Raw genomic sequence first — 14,777 nt, 5'->3', positions numbered from 1 at the left:
CTCTCCCGGCCCGCGCCCCCGTGGCTGCATCTTGGCGATTGTTAAGATCCGGCCATGGCTCAAGCGCACGTGGTGGCTGTACTGGCCTTCGAAGGCATGGCGCCGTTCGAGCTGGGCGTGGTGGTGGAGGTCTTCGGCCTGTCCCGGCCCGAGCTGGGAGACCTTCCCTGGTACGAGCTGCGGGTGTGTGCCGAGGAACCCGGCAGGGATCTGCGGGCGGTCGGCGGTTTCACGCTGCGCGCCGAGTACGGGCTCGACGCGCTGACCGGGGCGGACACGGTGATCGTGCCGGGGGTGGCCAACGCGGGGGCGGAGGTCTCGCCTGCCTTGGTGGATGCGCTGCTGCGGGCCCATGCTCGGGGAGCGCGCCTGGTATCGATCTGCTCGGGGGCGTTCGCGCTGGCCGCGACCGGCCTGCTGGAGGGCCGGCGCGCCGCCACCCACTGGCGCTACGCCCGCGCTCTTGCCGAACGGCACCCGGGGATCGAGGTCGACCCCGACGTGCTGTACGTCGACAACGGCGATGTCCTCACCAGCGCGGGCAGTGCGGCTGGTATCGACCTCTGCCTCTATCTGGTCCGGGCCGATCACGGTGCGGCCGTGGCCAACACGGTGGCGCGCCGTTTCGTCGTTCCGCCGCACCGCGAGGGCGGGCAGGCGCAGTTCATCGAGGCGGCGGTGGGAGAGATCAGCCCCGAGGACGACGGGGTCACACAGAGCATGGACTGGGCGCTGCGCCATCTGAACACGCCGTTGTCCGTGCCCGCCCTGGCCCGGGCCGCGCGCATGTCCGAACGCTCGTACTTGAGGCACTTCACCCGCCGCAACGGCGTGAGCCCCATGCGCTGGGTCATCGCCCAGCGCGTAGCCGCCAGCCTGCCGCTGCTCGAGTCCGGCGAGGGCACCGTGGACGAGGTCGCCGCCGCAGTCGGTTTCGACAGCACCGGGACGTACCGGCACCACTTCACCCGTCAGATGCGTACGACGCCGACGGCCTACCGCAAGACGTTCACCCGCGCCCGGACCACACGTGACGGTCGGTCCGTACGACCGGCACGCCTGGCGGAATCCTGACGACCGTAGGCGTTTACGCCACTCGTGGGGCGGACCCACGGATCAGAGGATGGAGCCATCGCCGGCCGGGGAGACCTGGCCCGCCCATCGGTTCTCCGTCCGACCCGCAAGAATCAAGAGGTCTCCCATGTCCGCCACCGCTTCCGCCGAAATCACCAGCGCCGTGCTGAGCGTGCCCGCCGCCGCCCCGGCCGTGGGCGCGGCCCACTTCGCCGCCCGCCTCGCCTTCGAGGCGGATGTCTCCGACGTCCACGCCGATCTGGCATCCGGCGCACCCGGGATCGTGGTGGTCGACACCCGCAGCGATGCCGCCTGGGACCAGGGCCACATCCCAGGGGCCTTTCACCTTCCCACCGCGCGGATTGCCGACCTGGCACCGCAGTTGATCGACCCGGCCCGGACTGTGGTCCCCTACTGCTGGGGCCCCGGCTGCAACGGCGCGACCCGCGCGGCGCTGGCCTTTGCCCGCCTCGGCTACCAGGTGAAGGAAATGCTCGGAGGCTTCGAGTACTGGGTACGCGAGGGCTTCGTCTACGACTCCGCCGCCGGCTCCGAGCAGCGTCCCGTCGACGATCTGACCGCTCCGCGCTCGGGCATTGCCTGCGCATGCTGAGGGACACCGCGCGGCCGGAAGGCGGCATCCGTCCGGCCACGGAGGCCGGCCCGCCGGCGATAGCCCACCTGCGCGCAGCACACGTCCCCTTCGAGCGCGCCGGAGCGGTCAGCTCTCGACAGGTACGGGCTCAGCGCGGACCGACACGGCGGTGAGGTAGGGACCGTCGCCGCTGAGCCGGAATGCCGGGGGCAGGCTGTCGCCGAGGGCGTCCGAAACCTCAGTGGTCGGGTAGCCGAAGAGGTCGATGCCGTGGAGGACAACTGGGCAGGCAGACGGCCCGTCGAGCGTGAAGGGGTCGCGGGTGAGGCCGATGCCGGCCAGCCCAGGGGTGTCATGGTGTCGGCCGCGGCGGTCCGTGATGTCGCCGTATGCCTCGAACGTCAGGCCCCGGTACTGCGCGCTGAAGGCCCAGCGGGCGCCACAGACCCAACCGTCGCGAACATCCGCGACGGTGGCGACGGCCCACCGGGCGGTGCGCTCGTCCATGCCGAAGCGGAGGGTCCCGGCACAGCCAGGGAGCCGGAGACCGACCTCGGGGAGAAACTCGAGCATGCGCAGAGGGTCCCAAGAACGGCACCGCGCCACAAGCCGGAAACGACGACCACCTGCCGCCGACCTCCAGGGGCCGCTTCCCTGTCGCTGCGCTCAGGCGCTAGCGCGAGCTGGTTCCCCCGTCGGGTCGTCGGCGGCTCGGTGCGGCGGGCTGACATACGGGCAAACCGCCTGGTCATGTGCCACGCGCCTCGGCGGACTGAGGGCGCCCGCCACATGGCTTCGCGCGTGGTGACACGGCGGGCACGCCGCCGACCGGGAGCATGCCGAGCCCGGCGGTGTCCGAGGACCCCAGGAGTCAGGCGGCGTCTTGCGGTCGCGCCTCGGGAAGCAACTCGGCGAACCCGAGGGTGGGGAAGACCTCCGCCGCCGTGCGTAGCAGTTCCAGCGGTTGCATAGGCATCGCCGTCACTGTGGTCCGTCGTGGGCTGTCTGCCGTTTGCGGGTCGATGAGCAGATGCAGACCTGCGATGTCGATGAAGGGCGTGTTCCGGAGGTCCCAGATCACCTCGGTCACGTCCTGCGGCAGGGCTGAGAGTACGGCGCGGAGTTCGGGCAGGGTCTCGTGGTCGATTTCGCCGTGCGGGAGGATTCGGGCGGTCGTGGCGTCGATCATCGCGGTGACGTGCACGTGGACATGCCCCCTTCCGGGGGTTGTGAGCCCAAAGACGAGATCCCTCGTGAGGGATGACCTTGGGGGGCCGGGAGCCCGTGAGGGGGGCAATGCCCGGAACCCAAAGTCCGGCACTCGTGGGTGCCGAACGGTCTCGCGTCCCCTCACCGTGACACACTCCTGCCCCTTCAGGCCACCACCCCGGCGGCCGACGGAAGGTCCGGGATGCCGGCCACGGGCCGGTGTGCTTCACCAGGCACACGGGCGCACCCTGGAGTTATGAGCGCGCCGATCGTCATTCATCGGCCCTCCGCCTCAGGGGGCCGGAGGGTCACCATCCGGGGGCAGATCGCCGGACTCGCCCATGGGGACCGGGACGTCACCGAGTTCCTGCGGCGGGCCGGACTCCCGGACGCGGACGAACTGCTGGACCGTCCGGAGTGGGTGGAATGGCGCGGCGGTCGCGCACACCACTATGCGGCGGCATAAGCCCTCGTGCTGGTCGTAGCAGTGCGCTCGAGAGAGCTTCGGTGGAGGCGGGCTCTCGGCTCGCGCTCGGGTGTGGCAGTCGGTGCCGGTCCCGATGATGGGGCGTCAAGATGTGGCGACCGCCGATGGCCGGGCGAGGCTGGGGTCGGTCGCTCGCCGAGGTGCGGAAGGTCAGCTTCAGCAATGCCCGGGCGGAGAACTGGCACCCGGCAGGTATTCGTCGTGCGCGCATGCATTCGTCTTCCGCGCCCCAGACTTCACCTGGATGCGGCGTGGCTGGCCGTTGGGGTGGTCATCGGGGATGGCGAACGTGGTCCTGGTCCGCTTCGCGAGCGCGGCACCGGCTGCCACGGCGAGGGCAGTCAGCCCCAGGGGCGGCAGTGTGAGGGCAAGTCGAGGAAGAAGAACGACGGATGCGCCCAGGCCCATGCGATCCTGGCCAGCGCCCCGCGCCACGTCTGCGGCAGCACCGGCTCGCCCGCGCGGTGTCAGGAGTCGGGGTGCGCGTCCGTCCGGAGCGTCCACGCGGCTCCCGGGCAGCCTGCCGGAAGGGGTGGGAAGCGGTGGCCTTTCACGTCGGTGCTCCAGTGGTGGCCCGCGCCGCAGTCACACTCGTAGATCCCGCTCTCCGGCACAACCTCGCCCGGATGCCACGACGTCTGTTCCTCGCTCATCTTCCCGGTGTACGACGCTCCGGTGCGGGGCGCGACTCAGGGGCGGTGTTCACGGCCGTGCTTCTCACCGGACGGTGACCACTACTCGCGGTCAACCCGGCGTCCGGCCGGCAGATCTCGCACGACGCGATGTCCGCCTCGGCCGGCGAGTCCTCGGCCGGGTACATGGTGCAGCCCTCCGCGCGGCGCCGGCGCTCCTGCTCAATCGCCTCCGGCGAGTCCTTCGACGGCTGGAACAATGCCTTCACGGCCACCGGCTCCTACCGCCGCGCCACGGCACCCGCGCGCGAGTCGAGGAGCCCTCCAAGGCCGGCTGTCCTGACGGACGGCCGGCCATTCCTTGCGGTGTCCGCTGGACAGGACTCAAGAATCGAGTACGGCGGCGACCGCCTCGATCTCGACGAGTTGGTCGCTGTAACCGAGCACGGTGACCCCCATCAAAGTGCTGGGGACGTCGTGGTCGGCGAACGCGTCCCGGACCACCTGCCAGGCGGCCACCAGGTCCTCCCGCCGGGCCGATGCGACGAGAACCCTTGTACTGATGACGTCCTGGAGCGACGCACCCGAGGCGGTGAGCGCAGCCTGCATGTTCTCGATCGCCTTCGCTGCCTGGCCGGCGTAGTCCCCGATCGCTGCCGTGGAGCCGTCATCGTTCAGCGGACATGCTCCGGCCAGGAAGATCAGGCGTGACTCAGCAGGCGCCGTGGCCGCGTAGGCGTACTCGGCGACGTCGGACAGGGAGGCGGATCGGATCAGAGTAATGGCACGAGCCACCGTCGTGGGGCCTTTCCCTCGGGTACTGAGCGCGCACATCCTGTCAGCACCCCGGCAGCTCCCGCCTCCCGTTATTGGCCGCCCCCACGGTAACGCCGTCATCTCCGCTCAACATGCATGAACCGCGTGATCACCAGAACTGACTCCGGAACCAGCCGCCAAACACCTCGTCATGCAACCGCCGACTGAGATCAGGCCGCTTGCGCGAGCTGGTGAGCGGCCCGGTGCGTTCGGTGCAGAACAAGGTGAAGAACGACTAATACGCCTTATCCGCGCGGACCTTCACCGGTCGGCTGCGGCCGGGACCGCGCCGGGAGCGGACGGCCGGTATCCCCAGGATGAGCGGCTCGAACGCCTGACTGTCGTGCAGGTTCGCACCCGACACCGCCACGACCAGCGGCAGGCCGTGCCCCTCGGACAGCACGTGTAACTCGCTACCCTTCTTACCGTGATCGACCGGATTCGGCCCGGCCAGCGCGCCCCCCGCTACCGTCTTCGTGGCCTGGCGATGAGGCCCCCGGCCTTCGGCCCCGAAATGACTTGAGCCCTCAGCCGAGATGATCAAAAAGGTGGTGCCGCCGGTGCCGGAGGCATGACGGCACCTTCATACCGCCATGCACACCCACTCGTCAGCATGTACGCCACAGCCGTGACACCCCCGCTCGTCATGGGGAGCGGTCCCGCCACCTTGCGGTCGAGCCGCGAACGACGGCAGTAGCGGGGCGACCGGCTCCCAGAGCTCAGCAGGAACCAGGCGCTTGGACAGATCAGCCCTCACGGCCGCCATCATGCCGCTCGAACCTCAAGTCACGTGGCACAGACCTCTGTTCTCTGGCCGATGCGGCCGATCTGGCGGCCTGCTCGATCTTCACGTAGTAGGCGGCGCGGGCTTCCTCGTCGACCTGCATCTCATGTTCGGGGCGCATCCCGGTTCGGCCGTCGACGCCTTCGCGCAGGATGTCGGCGTGCCCGGCATGCCGGTTGGTCTCGCCGAGGACGTGGACCATGACGGCGAACAGGTTCGTGCAGGAATGGAGATCGGGCCACCAGTCCACGTGGCCGGGGGCATCGAGGGGAAGCTCGTTGATCGTCGCGTCCGAGTGTTCCCACGTGCGCCGGTAGAACTCGATGATCTGATCGCGGTTCTCGCCCTCAGTCGCCCACAGATCGCTGCCGTCGTGGTCCTGCCACCGGGGCAGCGGATCCGGGAAAGGGCGGTCGAAGACCTCGCCGAAGTACCTGGCCTCGACGCTGGCCACGTGTTTGACCAGGCCGAGGAGGTTGCTCCCGGTCACTGTCAAGGGTCGTCGGGCGTCGTATTCGGACAAGCCGTCGAGCTTCCAGAGCAGCGCTTCGCGGTCCCGCCGCAGTCTCCCGTGCAGGTTTCCCTTCGCGAATTCATCGATCATGCGGCATGAGCCTGCCATGGGCTGATCGCGGCCTCAAGATCCCGTGCGTGGACCGCAACGCCCGGAAAGCCGAAGTCTGGGGCATGGCCAGTGCCCTGAGCTGTCACAGGAATCCCTCGTGGTGTGCATAGCCGGTCGTGAGCAGAGTCCGTGCATTGATCGCTCGACGGATCGGACGGCTCGCCTGATCTTGCCGGCAGGGCGCTGTCAGGAGCAGCCGGCGTGCAGCACCTCGCGATCCCAGAGGTGGCGCGGCTGCGTGTGCAGGTGCCAGTAGTGCTCGGCGATGTCATCGGGGTCGAAGTCGGTGCCGGGGGCGACCGGCCCATCCACGGTGACGCTCGCCGCGTGGACTCCGAAGGAGCCGTACTGCTGATCGAGCAGCGCGATCAGGGTCCGGACGCCCGCTTTGCCCAGGGAGAGGCTCACATACTCCGGCTTGGGCTCGGGCATGCCGCCTGTGACAAGGAACGTTCCGTTCCCTCGTGCCGCCATGGCCGGTGCGAGGCGCGCTGCGGCATTCAGCGAGCCGACGATGTTGACCGCCCAAGCTTCCATATGATCGCGCACCGACATCTCGCCCAGCCCGTCCGCGCGGACGAGTGCTGCGTTGTACACGGCAACCTCCGGTACGCCGTGCTCCCCGACGGCCTGGTCCAGGGCCCCGTCCAACTCGGCCCGGTCGGTGCTGTCGGCCCGCAACGTCATGATCGGGACGCCATAGGGAGCAAGCCCGTCAGCAACGTCGCGCAGCACCTGTCCGCCCCTGGCGACCAGCGTGATCGGCATCCCCTCTCTGGCGAACCGACGGGCGACTGCCCGCCCGATTCCCGGTCCCACACCAATGATCACTGCACCCGGCATGACCGGCCCTCCATTTCGTGATCGGCAATACTGGGGACCGTAAGGCATCACACCAATGAGAAGGTCAAGGAGGCTGCCCTGCATGCGAATTGGCGACCTCGCCCACGAAACCGGGGTGAGCCGGCGGCTGTTGCGCTATTACGAGGAGCAGGGCCTGCTCAGACCGGCGCGGTCGGACAACGGCTACCGCGAGTACGCGGAGGGAGACGTCGCCATGGTGCGCCACATCCGAGCAATGCTCGCCGCAGGGCTCTCCACCGCCGTTATCGGCAAGGTTGTGCACTGTGTGCGCGACAAAGACGAACTGAGGGTGCCACTCGGCTGCCCGACCTTCATCGGGGAATTGCGGCGTGAACGCGCCCGCATCACCGAGACGATCAGCCAACTGGAGAGTTCCCGGCGGATACTCGACGCAGTTCTGGACACGGCGCCTCGGAACAATGAAGATGCGTCGCGCGAGGCCACCCTATGAGCCGGGGCGGGAGCCGGATTGTCTGCATGCCTCGGCATTGAGTGCGCCGTGGACCGCCCGTCAGCGGTTGACTCCGAGGCTCAAGCACGGGAACTGGAGGTTCAGGGGCGCCACAGCTTCACCTTTCCGCTTCGGTCGTCGGCCTCCTGCGGCCAGGGCACGCCCCGGCCGTGGCCAATTCGGCGCGATGCGGGGCGGGACCACACCCCTCCCCCACGCCCGGCAACCGAGAGGAACGGGTTGGGGGTCGGGGCGGAGTGGGAGCCCCTCGTCGATCCCGGCGCCACCCGCTGCACCGCGACGAGCGGGCGCCCCATACCGGCGCGGGCTACAACGTGACGGCCGGTCCGGAGGAATGCGGATTCTGCTGGGACTCAGCAACGGGGAAGTTCACCCCGGTGAGGTCTTCGGAGACGGCCCACAGCCGCTGCTGGACGACCATCTCGTACGACTGCGGGCTGGAGGTGACCAGCCGGGGGTGGCCCATGATCTCGTTGCGTCCGCCAGGTCCGTAGTACTGGCCGCCGAGCGCGGCGGGGTCGGTGGCGGCACGAAGGGTCGGCAGCGCGCCCATCGCCGGGGTCTGGGTGATCAGCGGCGCGAGCCAGGTGAGCGGAAGCCGGAGGGCGGCGGGGGTGTTGCGGGCGAGCTCGGTGCTGGACATGCCGGGGTGCGCGGCCACTGCGACAGTGGTGCCGTGCGTGGCGAGCCGGCGCTGCAGCTCGTATGTGAACATCAGGTTGGCCAGCTTGGACTGACCATAGGCGGCGACCCGGCTGTAAGACCGCTCCCACTGCAGGTCGTCGAAGTGGATCGCGGCCCGGATACGGTGGCCGGTGCTGCTGACCGTCACCACCCGCGAGCCGGGCACCGGCAGCATCATGTCCAGCAGCAGGCCGGTGAGCGCGAAGTGGCCGAGGTGGTTGGTGCCGAACTGCATCTCGAAGCCGTCCCGGGTGGTCTGCTTCGGGGTGTACATCACGCCGGCGTTGTTGATCAGCAGGTCGATCCGGTCGAGCCGTGACCTCAGCGCCTGCGCCGCGGCCCGGACGGAGTCGAGCGAGGTCAGGTCCAGCGCCTGCACGGTCACATCGCCGGCCATGCGGGCGGCGGCCTGCTCGCCCTTCTCGACGTTGCGCACGGCGAGCACCACGGACGCCCCGCAGTCGGCCAGCGCTTTGGCGGTTTCGTACCCGAGTCCGGTGTTGGCCCCGGTCACCACGGCCACCCGCCCGTGCTGGTCCGGAATGTCCGCCGTCGTCCACTTCTTGCCCATGTCAAGCCCCCACCAGTTAACATACCGAAAGTATCTTACATCTCAAACGTTAAAGTACTTTCGGTACGTTGTCAACGTACCGAAGGTACTTAAGTTAGGCTGGCGATCGTGACATTCCAGCGGGCGCGAACCGAAGAGCAGCGGGAGATCCGTCGACGGGCGATCCTCGACATGGCGTCGGCGATGCTCGACGAGATGCCCGTGGCTGCGGTCACCCTGAACGAGCTCAGCCGCCGGGTAGGCCTGGCGAAGCCGAATGTGCTGCGGTACTTCGAGTCTCGCGAGGCGGTGCTGCTTGAACTGCTGGACCGCTACCTGCGGGAGTGGCTGACGGACCTGGCAGGCGAGTTGTCCGCCGGCGTGGACGAAGATCTGCCCATGGCCGAGCGAGCGGCAGCGGTGGCCGAGATCCTCAGCCGCTCACTCTCCGGCCGAGTGGTGCTGTGCGACCTCTTCGGCGCACAGGGGAGCGTCCTGGAACACAACGTCTCCGTCCAGGTCGTAGCACGCTACAAGCGCGCCTCCCTGGACCGTCTGGCAACCATGACCGCCCTGATCCGGAAGTACCTGCCAGAACTGGGCGAGAACGCAACACAGTTCAGCCTGCACGCCATGGTCCTGGCCGGCGCGCTGTCGGCGTACAGCGCACCCCCGCCCAGCCTGCGGGCGGCCTACGAGGCCGAGCCCGACCTGGCCCGCCTTCATTTGGAGCTGAAGGACTCCTTGCGGCTGGGTCTGACCGCAGCCCTGCTGGGTGTGCTCCCCCGCCGCTGACCTGCGCGGCACCCGGCGGCGGAAACCCGGCGTCCCTCCGGCGCCAAACCCGCCTGAGTTGTCGCGCCGGGCCAGAGCCGATCGTGTTCGAGGCGGGCAACCGCGCCGGCCCCTGCCCCGATGTCAGACCCGCTCGAACGGCTCGGCGTACGTGAAGGCGCCCCGCAGCGCAGGGTCGTAGGCGCTCAGGGTTCGGACCTGGAAGTACTCGCCCCACGAGGGGTCCGGTGCGGTGATGCCGTAGTCCGTGCTGGTGCGGAACCCGTAGCGGCTGTAGTACGCGGCGCTGCCCAGAAGCGCGACAAGGGGCTCGCCCAGGGCATCCGCTGCGCCGAGCACGGTGTGGACGAGGGCGAGGCCGACACCGCGGTTCTGGTGGTCGGGGTGCACGCTGAGCGGGCCGAGGCCCACGGCGGGAGCGCTGCCGACATGGCCTCGCGTACAGACCACGTGTCCTACTACCTCACCCTTGTCGCTGAGTGCCACGAACGAGAGTTCCGGCAGCCAGGCGTCGCACGTGCGCAACTCGTCGAGGAGGGCTACCTCCACAGGAACCGGGGTCTCCGGCTTGGCGAAGGCGGCCGCGGTGACGATGCTTACGGCGGGGACATCAGCAGGCGTTTCGCGTCGAATCAGCACCTGCACAGTCTGGTCCCCGCACCGCAGCGCCGCAAATAACTTTGCGCTCAAGGGCCGGACGCGGAATCGCAGATCGACGGCACCACCGCTGGGCGGGCTCATCGGTGCGGACCACCGCTACGCCACCGGCATCCTGGCGACCCCCGAGACGCGCACAACCATGCTGAGCAAGGGGAAGAGCCGGCCAACTGCGTCTCCTTCCGGTCGCTCAGGGAACACGTGGTTCATGACCACACCAGACGCACTGCCCGGCACAGCCGAGTCCTACTGGATGGACACAGCTCCGGGCCCTCGATGGCCGAGGCTCGAAGCCGACACGACGGCGGACGTCGTCGTGATCGGCGCAGGTATGGCCGGTCTCAGCACCGCCTGGGAATTGATCCGGGCCGGACGGAATGTGGCCGTGCTGGAAGCGGATCGCGTGGCTGCCGGGGTGTCCGGCTACACCACGGCGAAGCTCACCGCGGCTCACTCCCTCGTGTACGAACGACTGCGCCGCACACGCGGGAAGGAAGGCGCACGAGCGTACGCCCGCTCCCAGCAGGGAGCGGTGGAACAGGTCGCAGCAGTGGCTGCCGAACTGGGCATCGACTGCGACATCGAACGGTCCTCAGCTCTCACCTTCACCACTGACCCGCACCAACGCGCCATGTTCGAAGCCGAGGCCGAGGCTGCCGCGGAAGCGGGGCTCGACGCCGACTTCGTGACCGGGACGGACCTGCCCTTTCCCGTCAGCGCAGCTGTACGGGTCGGCAACCAGGCACGATTCCACCCGCGCAAGTACCTTCTTGCTCTGGCCGATGACATCACCGCCCGCGGCGGTGTCATTCACGAACGGACCCGCGTGACCGGCCTCACCGAGGGCAGTCCGTGCAAGGTCACGACCGAGCAAGGCGTGACGGTCAGTGCGGCGGACGTCGTCGTCGCCACGCACTACCCGGTCTTCGACCGTGCGCTCCACTTCGCCCGCCTGTCGCCGCGCCGCGAACTGGTCGTGGCCGCTCCCCTGCCCGCCTCCGAGGCGCCGGAGCACATGTACATCACGGACGACATGGGTAAACGATCGGTCCGCACCGCGCCGTTCGACGAGGGCCGGCGTCTCCTCATCGTCACGGGCGAGAGCTTCACTCCCGGCACAGGTGACAGCCGCGAGCGGTTCCTGCGGCTGGACGGATGGATGCACGAACACTTTCGGGTCGGTGCCACGGCCTACCGGTGGGCTGCCCAGGACAACGAGGCGAGCGATGGCGTGCCGCTCGTCGGCCCGTTCCATCCGGGCGCCCGTCATGTGTACGTGGCGACCGGATTCGGCGGCTGGGGCATGAGCGGAGGCGCCATGGCCGGTCAGTTGCTGGCAGCGGAGCTCACCGGCGCGGAACCCGAGTGGGCAAGCCTGTACGACCCGCGCCGCCTGTGGAGCACCGTACGGGAAGGGTCGGCGCTGTTGCAGCAGCAGGCGGACGTCGCACGGCACTTCGTAGGTGACCGGTTGAAAAGCACCCACGTGGACTCGGTCACCGACATCGCTCCGGGCTCAGGGGCGGTCGTTCGGGTCGAAGGGCGCCGCTGCGCCGTGTACCGCGATGAGGAAGGTACGGCCCACGCGGTGTCCGCACGCTGCACCCACCTCGGTTGCCTGGTGGCCTTCAACCAGGCCGAGACCGCCTGGGAGTGCCCGTGCCACGGTTCGAGGTTCGGGATCGACGGCGAGGTGCTCCACGGCCCGGCCCTGCGCCCGCTGCCTCCGCGGAGCATCTGACTACCGTTCCTCACTTGCCGCAGGTTCCGGCCCGCCACCCGTAGACCGAGCAGCACGGCGCCGACTGAGCCGGAAGAGGCGAGGCGCTCCGGTGCTCGAACGGCAGGGGCCGGGCTGGGGGGATGGTCAGGCGTCGTCGCCGTCATGCCGTTCTTCCGGCCCGGCCGCTGGGCCCGCGGTTCGCGCTGCCCGTGCACTACGACAATTACAGCTTGATGACGTCGCCGCTGAGCACGTTCCTGGACGAGATGGGCCGGCGGGGCCTCGGAGAGCGGATCGTTCACTGCGGCCAGGTCAGGTCGCGAGGTTCACACCGGGACACTCGGGCGTCCACGTGGCCTGAACCCGGCATCCCGAGCGCTGTCGGAGCCGTGCCAGGCGGTGCATGGCGACCTCGCCGTGCACCCCTCGCCGGACGACCCGTGTGACCGAGGACCGGGACATCCAGGTCCGTGCGGCGTGCCGTGCCTCGCCCGCAAGCCGCCCCTTCCTCATGGACCGCACCCCCGGCAGCCCTCGGTCCGGCGCACGCGACCTCCGGCAACGGACGTGGTGAGAGCACGTAATCGCGCCATGTGGGCAGGAGAAGCCGCAAGACTTTGGGAGGTTGTCATGGCGAGAGAACGCATCGGACTGGCCGAGGTGCTGGTGGCGGCGGAGGACGCCGCGCCGGCGGATTCACTCGACGTCGTAGCGCGTAATCTCCGCACCCGGTTCGGTGCCCGTTACGTGTCGTTCCTGTTCGTCGACGTGGTGGGCAGGCGCCTGCTGCGGGTGAGCGACACGGCAGGTGAGGCGCAGGAGGACCGCGCCGAGGGCGTTCCCCTGGACGACAGCGGTGTCTACGACGAGGTCCTGCGTACCCAGAAACTGGTGCAGACGCCGGAGGGGGACCAGGGGCGGCGGATACTTGCCCCGGTCAGCAATCGCGGCGACGCCATCGGTGTCCTGGAGCTGTTCCTGCCCGATGCCGACGTCACCCAGGACGTTCTGGACCAGGTCGAGGAGGCGGCGCACGCGCTGGCGTACATCATCGTCACAGACCGCCGTTTCACCGACCTGTACCACTGGGGCAATCGCACCACCACCGTCAGCCTCGCCGCCGAGATCCAGCGACAGCTGCTGCCTTCCGCCTCCTCCTGCGAAGCCCCTGCGTTCACCCTTGCCGGGGCGCTGGTCCCCGCCTCCGACATCGCCGGCGACACCTACGACTACAGCCTGGACGACGACACCCTGCACCTCTCCGTCACCGATGCCATGGGCCACGACGTCGATGCCTCCCTCATGGCCACCCTCCTGGTGAACGCCTCCCGCGGCGCCCGACGCGCCGGGGCGAACCTTGCGGAACAGGCGCGGCAGGTCCACCAGGCCCTTCTCGACCACGGTCGGCGCACCTTCGCCACCGGCCAGCTGCTGCGCGTCGCCCTGGATGGGACCGGTGCCCAGCTCGTCAACGCCGGTCACCCGCGGCCGCTGCGGCTGCGCGACGGCGTGGTCAGCGAGGTGCGTCTCACGGCGAACATGCCGTTCGGCGTTCCGCAGCAGGGCCCGTACCTGGTGCAGGACGTCGATCTGCGTCCCGGGGACCGGCTTCTCCTCCATACCGACGGCATGCAGGAGCGCGAAGCGGCGACCGTCGCTCTGCCCGGCATCATGCGCGACACCGCCGATCAGCATCCGCGCGAAGTCGTGCGCGCCCTTGTGGCCGCGGTCGCCGACGCATACGACGGGCGGCCGCCCAAGGACGATGCCACCGTCCTGTGCCTCGACTGGCACGGCCCTCTCACCAGGCCCCGCTCGCCGCGCCGTTGAACTTCCGCACGTCTGCCGGCGCAGCCTGGGAGAGCCTGAGGGCTGCTGTCAAGCGGCGCGTCGTCCGGCGGCACAGCGTGGGAACCGCGCTGACAGCCATCCCACCACGCTCGACTGACATCCCGTACAGGAGAATGGTGGCGACCCGCAGGGAGAATCTGGTGCCGGCGTCGCCGAACGCGCTGCCCGGCAGTGTGGCGACGCCGAACACCGGTCGAGCCGCACGGCGGCCAGTTCCGCTCCGGTGGTGACACCCTGCGCGTGGAGGGTGCGGCGCTGCGGGGAGAAGTCGGGGTGGAGGTAGAAGCCGCCCTGTGGCGGACGGCACTCCGCTCGCGCCGCCCGCAGCCGGTCGTGCACGATCAGTCACGGCGGAGCAAGGCCATGGCCATCTGCTGGACGGACCGGGTGAAGCGCCGAGGGTCGTCATGCGGCGTCATGTGGCGGACCAGGTCGCCGTCGAAGAGGGCGAGTACGGCGTGGGCAAGGAAGTCGGCGTCGAGGTCGGGTCGTCCGTCGGCGAACAAGGCGGCGAGATGGTGGTGCCACAGCTGGTAGCTGGGATCGCCGTACCTGTCCTCAGCACAGGCTTGCCCGTGGGCGGACAGCAAGGTGGCGTTGCCTTCGGCGATCGCGCCGAGCCCGTCCAGGAAGGCGAGCAGTCGCTCCGGTGCGGGCGCTCCGGGTCCCAGGGGCGGGGGCCCGTTCCCGACCGCATCGCGCAGTTCCCGGGTCCTCTCCTCCAGCAGCGCCTGCAGCAGTCCGGCGCGGTTGCCGAAGCGCCGGAAGACGGTGCCTTTCCCGACTCCGGCAAGGGCGGCGACACGGTCGAGTGACACATGGTCCCTGCCGCGTTCGGTCAGGAGTTGCTCGGTCGCGCGTAGCACCGCGCGACGGTTACGGACCGCGTCGGCACGTTCGGCCCGCTGTTCAGCCATCGACATCTCTCACCTGGACGGACTGTTGGTCCGCATACTACC

Annotated in this window: 16 protein-coding genes and 1 pseudogene; 7 read left to right on the top strand and 10 right to left on the bottom strand. The window is 69.3% G+C overall.

From position 1 onward, the window contains the following. The first annotated feature begins 54 nt into the window (after window positions 1–54). Together ABZY45_RS19255 and ABZY45_RS19250 are read left to right on the top strand one after the other, a co-directional pair. Window positions 55–1,074 (top strand): helix-turn-helix domain-containing protein, encoded by a 1,020-nt coding sequence (locus ABZY45_RS19255; RefSeq protein WP_356741419.1) that lies wholly within the window; start codon window positions 55–57, stop codon window positions 1,072–1,074. Between the two features lie 127 nt (window positions 1,075–1,201). Beyond that, complete coding sequence (locus ABZY45_RS19250) at window positions 1,202–1,687, top strand: rhodanese-like domain-containing protein (protein WP_356741417.1); 486 nt, start codon at window positions 1,202–1,204, stop codon at window positions 1,685–1,687. Between the two features lie 108 nt (window positions 1,688–1,795). On the opposite strand, the gene ABZY45_RS19245 is transcribed toward ABZY45_RS19250, so the two are convergent. After that, a complete protein-coding gene (locus ABZY45_RS19245) occupies window positions 1,796–2,242 on the bottom strand; it encodes a hypothetical protein (protein ID WP_356741416.1) in 447 nt (148 codons plus the stop codon). Between the two features lie 298 nt (window positions 2,243–2,540). Next, a complete protein-coding gene (locus ABZY45_RS19240; protein ID WP_356741415.1) occupies window positions 2,541–2,873 on the bottom strand; it encodes an STAS domain-containing protein in 333 nt (110 codons plus the stop codon). 261 nt (window positions 2,874–3,134) lie between these two features. Here ABZY45_RS19240 and ABZY45_RS19235 point away from each other — a divergent pair, with 261 nt between their 5' ends. Beyond that, on the top strand, window positions 3,135–3,344 hold the full coding sequence (locus ABZY45_RS19235) for a hypothetical protein (RefSeq protein ID WP_356741413.1): 210 nt from the start codon (window positions 3,135–3,137) through the stop codon (window positions 3,342–3,344). Window positions 3,345–3,832: 488 nt separating this feature from the next. On the opposite strand, the gene ABZY45_RS19230 is transcribed toward ABZY45_RS19235, so the two are convergent. The 5 genes and pseudogenes from ABZY45_RS19230 to ABZY45_RS19210 form a co-directional block, all read right to left on the bottom strand. Beyond that, window positions 3,833–4,018: a hypothetical protein gene (locus ABZY45_RS19230; protein ID WP_307128680.1), complete on the bottom strand. Its 186-nt coding sequence runs from the start codon at window positions 4,016–4,018 to the stop codon at window positions 3,833–3,835. 363 nt (window positions 4,019–4,381) lie between these two features. Further along, entirely contained in the window at window positions 4,382–4,792 is a 411-nt protein-coding gene (locus tag ABZY45_RS19225) for a Rid family hydrolase (RefSeq protein WP_356741412.1), read from the bottom strand. 259 nt (window positions 4,793–5,051) lie between these two features. Beyond that, window positions 5,052–5,273 (bottom strand): annotated as a pseudogene (locus ABZY45_RS19220) (transposase); the annotation flags it as partial. 286 nt (window positions 5,274–5,559) lie between these two features. After that, a complete protein-coding gene (locus tag ABZY45_RS19215; protein ID WP_356741411.1) occupies window positions 5,560–6,201 on the bottom strand; it encodes a DinB family protein in 642 nt (213 codons plus the stop codon). A gap of 207 nt (window positions 6,202–6,408) precedes the next feature. Beyond that, window positions 6,409–7,065 (bottom strand): SDR family NAD(P)-dependent oxidoreductase, encoded by a 657-nt coding sequence (locus ABZY45_RS19210; RefSeq protein ID WP_356741409.1) that lies wholly within the window; start codon window positions 7,063–7,065, stop codon window positions 6,409–6,411. 82 nt (window positions 7,066–7,147) lie between these two features. Between ABZY45_RS19210 and ABZY45_RS19205 the strand changes: the two genes are divergently transcribed. Continuing rightward, window positions 7,148–7,537 (top strand): MerR family transcriptional regulator, encoded by a 390-nt coding sequence (locus tag ABZY45_RS19205; protein ID WP_356741407.1) that lies wholly within the window; start codon window positions 7,148–7,150, stop codon window positions 7,535–7,537. 328 nt (window positions 7,538–7,865) lie between these two features. Here ABZY45_RS19205 and ABZY45_RS19200 read toward each other — a convergent pair whose 3' ends face one another. Further along, entirely contained in the window at window positions 7,866–8,813 is a 948-nt protein-coding gene (locus ABZY45_RS19200; protein ID WP_356741405.1) for an SDR family NAD(P)-dependent oxidoreductase, read from the bottom strand. A gap of 108 nt (window positions 8,814–8,921) precedes the next feature. Here ABZY45_RS19200 and ABZY45_RS19195 point away from each other — a divergent pair, with 108 nt between their 5' ends. Then, window positions 8,922–9,587, top strand: a complete 666-nt coding sequence (locus tag ABZY45_RS19195) for a TetR/AcrR family transcriptional regulator (protein WP_356741404.1) — start codon at window positions 8,922–8,924, stop codon at window positions 9,585–9,587. Window positions 9,588–9,710: 123 nt separating this feature from the next. Here the strand turns inward: ABZY45_RS19195 and ABZY45_RS19190 are convergent, their stop codons facing one another. Further along, window positions 9,711–10,226, bottom strand: a complete 516-nt coding sequence (locus tag ABZY45_RS19190) for an N-acetyltransferase (protein WP_356741402.1) — start codon at window positions 10,224–10,226, stop codon at window positions 9,711–9,713. A 226-nt stretch (window positions 10,227–10,452) separates the two neighbouring features. On the opposite strand from ABZY45_RS19190, the gene ABZY45_RS19185 reads away from it, so the two are divergent. Together ABZY45_RS19185 and ABZY45_RS19180 are read left to right on the top strand one after the other, a co-directional pair. Next, window positions 10,453–11,985 carry an FAD-dependent oxidoreductase gene (locus ABZY45_RS19185; protein ID WP_356741400.1) on the top strand — a complete coding sequence of 511 codons (1,533 nt, stop codon included), beginning with the start codon at window positions 10,453–10,455 and terminating at the stop codon, window positions 11,983–11,985. A 612-nt stretch (window positions 11,986–12,597) separates the two neighbouring features. After that, a complete protein-coding gene (locus tag ABZY45_RS19180; RefSeq protein WP_356741398.1) occupies window positions 12,598–13,797 on the top strand; it encodes a PP2C family protein-serine/threonine phosphatase in 1,200 nt (399 codons plus the stop codon). A 362-nt stretch (window positions 13,798–14,159) separates the two neighbouring features. On the opposite strand, the gene ABZY45_RS19175 is transcribed toward ABZY45_RS19180, so the two are convergent. Then, window positions 14,160–14,735 carry a TetR/AcrR family transcriptional regulator gene (locus ABZY45_RS19175; protein ID WP_356741396.1) on the bottom strand — a complete coding sequence of 192 codons (576 nt, stop codon included), beginning with the start codon at window positions 14,733–14,735 and terminating at the stop codon, window positions 14,160–14,162. Between the last annotated feature and the right edge of the window lie 42 nt (window positions 14,736–14,777).

Origin of the sequence: Streptomyces sp. NPDC006516 (genome assembly GCF_040611875.1) — a bacterium.
Lineage (GTDB): Bacteria > Actinomycetota > Actinomycetes > Streptomycetales > Streptomycetaceae > Streptomyces.
This window is presented reverse-complemented; position numbering and strand designations above follow the sequence as displayed.

What these genes read in the sequence shown, in the direction of transcription:
- ABZY45_RS19235 (WP_356741413.1), top strand. Translation starts at nt 3,135, where the DNA reads ATGAGCGCGCCGATCGTCATTCATCGGCCCTCCGCCTCAGGGGGCCGG.
- ABZY45_RS19200 (WP_356741405.1), bottom strand. Translation starts at nt 8,813, where the DNA reads ATGGGCAAGAAGTGGACGACGGCGGACATTCCGGACCAGCACGGGCGG.
- ABZY45_RS19185 (WP_356741400.1), top strand. Translation starts at nt 10,453, where the DNA reads ATGACCACACCAGACGCACTGCCCGGCACAGCCGAGTCCTACTGGATG.
- ABZY45_RS19245 (WP_356741416.1), bottom strand. Translation starts at nt 2,242, where the DNA reads ATGCTCGAGTTTCTCCCCGAGGTCGGTCTCCGGCTCCCTGGCTGTGCC.
- ABZY45_RS19255 (WP_356741419.1), top strand. Translation starts at nt 55, where the DNA reads ATGGCTCAAGCGCACGTGGTGGCTGTACTGGCCTTCGAAGGCATGGCG.
- ABZY45_RS19175 (WP_356741396.1), bottom strand. Translation starts at nt 14,735, where the DNA reads ATGGCTGAACAGCGGGCCGAACGTGCCGACGCGGTCCGTAACCGTCGC.
- ABZY45_RS19250 (WP_356741417.1), top strand. Translation starts at nt 1,202, where the DNA reads ATGTCCGCCACCGCTTCCGCCGAAATCACCAGCGCCGTGCTGAGCGTG.
- ABZY45_RS19215 (WP_356741411.1), bottom strand. Translation starts at nt 6,201, where the DNA reads ATGATCGATGAATTCGCGAAGGGAAACCTGCACGGGAGACTGCGGCGG.
- ABZY45_RS19205 (WP_356741407.1), top strand. Translation starts at nt 7,148, where the DNA reads ATGCGAATTGGCGACCTCGCCCACGAAACCGGGGTGAGCCGGCGGCTG.
- ABZY45_RS19230 (WP_307128680.1), bottom strand. Translation starts at nt 4,018, where the DNA reads ATGAGCGAGGAACAGACGTCGTGGCATCCGGGCGAGGTTGTGCCGGAG.
- ABZY45_RS19210 (WP_356741409.1), bottom strand. Translation starts at nt 7,065, where the DNA reads ATGCCGGGTGCAGTGATCATTGGTGTGGGACCGGGAATCGGGCGGGCA.
- ABZY45_RS19180 (WP_356741398.1), top strand. Translation starts at nt 12,598, where the DNA reads ATGGCGAGAGAACGCATCGGACTGGCCGAGGTGCTGGTGGCGGCGGAG.